Origin of the sequence: Kitasatospora sp. NPDC085464 (assembly GCF_044541955.1) — a bacterium.
GTDB lineage: Bacteria > Actinomycetota > Actinomycetes > Streptomycetales > Streptomycetaceae > Kitasatospora.
In genome coordinates, this window is record NZ_JBITTM010000109.1 from 1 (window position 1) to 4,404 (window position 4,404).

The following is a 4,404-nucleotide window of genomic DNA, read 5'->3' on the forward strand; positions in this document are numbered from 1 at the left end:
TGGGTCACCAGGCCGCCGTCGGCGGAGGGCCGGTGCCCGTCGGTGTGGTCGTCGTGGACGGTGCCGTTGTCGTGGACGGTGTCGTGGATGGTGGCGTTCGTCAGCGTCAGGCCGAGGTTGCCGACACCGCCGTCGTCGTCACTGTCGTGGTGGTGCTGGTCCCAGTGCTGCTCGTGCTGCTCCTCGTGGGCGAAGCGGTGGGCCGGCTGGTAGCCGGGGTTGGGGACGAAGGTCACCGGGTGCTCGTACCAGTGGACGCCCGGGTCCTGCGGGTCGTGCAGCAGCGCGGTGTCGTGGACGATCTCGACGCCGACGACGAACTCGGGCCGGATGCCGCCCGGGAACGCCACCTCCTGCTCGATGTCCGCGAGTTGGCGGTGCGGAAGGGTCGCCCGCACGTCGATCCCGCCCGGCGCGTCGATCAGGTAGCGGTAGGCCGTGCCCCAGCCCGGACTCTGGTGGAACGCCGAGCGGGTGGTGCTGACGAACACCGACGCCGGATTGTCGACGAGGTAGGTCTCCAGCGGCACGTACGTGTCCTCGCCCCGGGGCGCGAACCCCTGCGCGAACACCTCCAGGTAGTCCCGGGCGCCGTTCTCCCACCGGTACAGCAGGCTGGTGTCCCCGCGCCAGAGCACCGGGTTCTCGTCGAGGTCGGCGAAGATCAGGTCGCGGTCGAACCCGGTGGCCGAGGCGTCCCAGCCGGGGAACCCGTCGAGCTCCCAGGGGGCGGCCAGCAGGTGGGGCTCCTCCGGGCCGGGCACGAACTCCTGTCCCGCCAGGCCCACCGGGTAGTCGACCTCGACGTTGCGGTGCGCGAACACGTCGAGGGTGGGTCCGTTCAACAGGAAGCCCTGGGGCAGTTCAGGCTGTTCGCCGTACCAGGTCCCGGCCGGGTCGTCGCCGGGGTGGACCGCGCCGCCCGTGTCGGAGGCGGCGGCCGAGCCGGCGTCGGAATCGGAGTCGGAGTCGCTCCAGTGGTCGTAGGCGCCGCTGTCGATGATGCTCGGGACGTCCTCGTGCGGCGGCTGCTGCGGGTGCGGCTGCCGGAGCGGCTGCGGCTGCCGGGGCTGCTGCGGGGTGGGGGCGAGGGCGTCGGCCAGGCGGTTGAGCACCGGGGGCGCGTCGGAGCGGCGCAGTTCCACCGTGAAGGCGTGGCCGTTCTTCGTCGCGAACGCGCGGAGCTTGCCGGCGATCTCCTCGGCCCGCTCCCGGGTGGGCAGGTGCGCGTCGCGCCGGGAGGGGGGCGTGCCGGCGTCCTCCCGGTGGCTGATGACGACGTGCCGCAGGTCGCCCCAGGACAGCGGGCCGTGGATCTGCGTCTCGAAGTAGCTGTTGGTGTCCATGCCCTTGGTGAGCATCCGCTCGCCGAAGGTCGGGTCGTACCGGAAGCCGGTCGCCTCGCCGAAGACCCGTTCGACCATGTCCCGTTCGCCCCACAGCAGCAGCGGCAGCAGGTGGGAGTCGGAGGTGACCGACAGGGCGCCCTTCTCCCGTGCCGTCCAGGAGTCGTTGGGGGTGTGGGTGACGCGGCCGCGGATGTCGTCGGACCAGTGCAGCGCGAACGCGCCGTAGCGCTGTGCCACGCCGAAGGGCTGCAGTTCGGAGACCAGCGCCCCGTACTTCGGCATCAGGCCGCGGTCGACCTTCTTGGGGGCGAAGACGCTGTCCTCGGTGCCGGTGTCCTGGAAGAGGCCGCGGGTGTCGTGGCTGCGGCGCAGGGCGGGCCCGTAGCCCATGTGCTCCTCCACGCCGCCGCGGCGCGAGGGGACGACCGCGGCCTGGGAGGCGCCGGTCTCCCAGGCGTTGCGGAACAGTCCCTGCTTGTCGGCCATCAGCTTGTCGAGGAGGGTCTTCGGCTTGGGCCCCCAGGTGCCGAGCATCCCGCCGGCCTTGCCGAAGGCGGTCCGGCGGTTGGCGTTGAGCGGCTGGTCGAAGTGGAAGTTGGTGGCGATGAACATGCCGGTGCGCATGTGCTGCTGGACCCGGTCGATCAGCTCGTCGACCGCCCCGGGGGTGTCGCGGGGGTAGTTCGCCGCCCACGCCCACTCGCCGGTGGCGGCGGTCAGCTTCTCCGTGAGCAGGGCACGGTCGCGCTGCTCGAAGGCCATCGCCTTGCGTTCGACCATGACCAGGGCGGCCGCCTGGACCGGGTCCAGGGACTTCCAGTCGACGGTGGCGCCGGTGAGGCGCTCCAGGAGCTCGGGCGCGTGTTCGCCCTCCGGCAGCGGGTGCTTCTGCGGGTCCTGCAGGTGCGCCACCAGGGCGAGGTCCCGCGGGCCGGGGATCATCCGCTGCTTGGACCGGGCGTCCAGGGCGTGGCGGTCGAGCTCGGCCTGGAGTTCGCGCACCTCCAGCTCCAGCGTGTCCAGGAGCCGCTGGTGGTGGGCCTCCTCCCGGGCGCCCGGGGGCGGGGTCTGCGTGCGCAGCTCGGTGATCCGGTCCTCGCGGGCCCGGGAGGCGGTGGCGAGGTCGCTGCCGTCGTGGTCGAGGAAGGTCGTGAAGTCCGACCGCAGCTTCGCCTGGGCCCGGTCGACCTGCCGCTGCAGCGGGGCGCGTTCGGGGCTGTCCGCGGGCAGGGCGTCGAGCCGTGCGCGCAGGTCGGACAGCTGCCCCCACCCGGCCGGGAAGGGGTCCTCGACGCCCGGGCCGGGCATGCGCCTGGGGACGTCGAGCGGGTGGTCGGCCAGGCGCATCGGCGCGCCGGTCGGCGGCGGGGTGGGTTCGTCGTCGTGCTCCGCGACGTCGTGCTGCGTGACGCCGTGCTGCGTGGCGTCGTGCTCCACGGGGGTGATCTCGTCGCCGTTGTCGAGGATGGTCGGGGCGGTCTCGTGGACGGGCGGTTCGGGGACGGAGGGGTGCGGGACGACGCGGTCCAGCACCGGCGGCTGCCCGTGCAGGCGCAGTTCGACGGTGAAGTCGTAGCCGCGGTCCTGCCGGTGGGCGAGGAGCCGGTCCCGCAGCTGCTGGGCGGCCTCCGCCGTGGGCAGCGGCCCGGTCGTCCGGTCGGCCGTCCGGCCTTCCGGCAGGTGCACGATGGTGACGCTGTGCAGGTCCTTCCAGTGCAGGTCGCCGTGGATCTGGGTCTCGAAGTACTCGTCGGTCTCCATGCCCTCGCGCAGCAGCCGGCGGCCGAACTCGACGTCGTGCCGGAAGCCGGTGGCCTCACCGAACACCCGCCGCACCATGAAGTCGGTGCCGTAGGTGAGCAGCGGCAGCAGGTGGGAGTCGGGGGTCACCGAGCGGGCGCCCATCGCGCCCGCGGACCAGGAGTCCTTGGGGGTGTGGGTGGCGCGGGCGCGGACGTCGTCCTTCCAGCGCATGATCGCGCTGCCGTAGCGCACCGCGACGCCGCGCGGCTGGAGTTCGGAGACCAGGGCCGCGTACTTCGGCAGCCGGGCGGCCTCCTTCTCGTCCGGGTGGAACGCGCTCTTGTCGGTCCCGGTGTCCTGGAAGTGGTTCCTGGTGGCGGGGTCGCGGCGCAGCGTGGCGGCGTAGCCGAAGTGCTCCTCCACGCCGCCGCGGCGGGAGTCGTCCACGGCCGCCTGGGAGGCGCGGGTCTGCCAGACGTTCTTGAAGGTCTGCGAGGGGTCCTCGATCATCAGGTCGAGGACGGTCTTGGGGGCCGGTTCCGGCTCGGGCCGGGAGGAGCGGGCGGTCCGGGTGCCCCCGGAGGTGCCCAGGGTGGTCCTGCGGTTGTCGTTGAGGGGCTTGTCGAGGAAGAAGTTGGTGGCGACGAACATGCCGGTGCGCATGTGGTCCTGGACGGTGGCGATCAGCCGGTCGAGGGCCTGCTCGCTGTCGCGGGGGTAGTTCTGCGCCCAGGACCAGCTGCCGGTGGCCTGGCGCAGCCGGTCCTTGAGCACGGCGTGCTCGCGGGCGGCGAACTCCAGGCCCTTGCGCTCGGCCAGCACGAGCGCGGCCGCCTGGTCCTCGCTCAGGCCCTTCCAGAAGCCGAAGGGCCGGCGGGCGTCGGTGGCCGTGAGGTGGTCGTACAGCGCGTGGTCCTGGGCGCCCCATTCCCGGGGGCGGTCGCCGGGCACGACGACGTCGCGGCGCAGGTGCTCGACCATCTCCAGGTCGCGGGCGCCGGGCACCATGTCCTGGCGGGCGGTCGGTGCCGACGGGTCGTGCGGGAGGGCCTCGTCGCGCGGGTTGCGGACCAGTGGCATGGGGGCGCCGGGGATCCGGTCGTCGCCCGCGTCGAGGAGGTGGGTGCCGTCCTCGTGCGTGACGGGGTGCGGGTCCGGGGTGTCGGTGGCGGCGGGGTGGACGTCCTTGTCCGTTGCGGCGGTGTCCTTGCCGGTGACGGCGGTGTCCTTGCCGGTGGGGTGGACGGTGACGAACTCGCCGCGGGGGCGGCCGGGTTCGTGGAGCAGGACGAGCCGGGTGCTGCCGTCGCCC

At 73.2% G+C, this 4,404-nt stretch carries 1 pseudogene; it reads right to left on the reverse strand.

Annotation, left to right across the window (positions count from 1 at the left end):
* Nucleotides 1–4,404 (reverse strand): annotated as a pseudogene (locus ACIGG8_RS42695) (hypothetical protein); the annotation flags it as partial.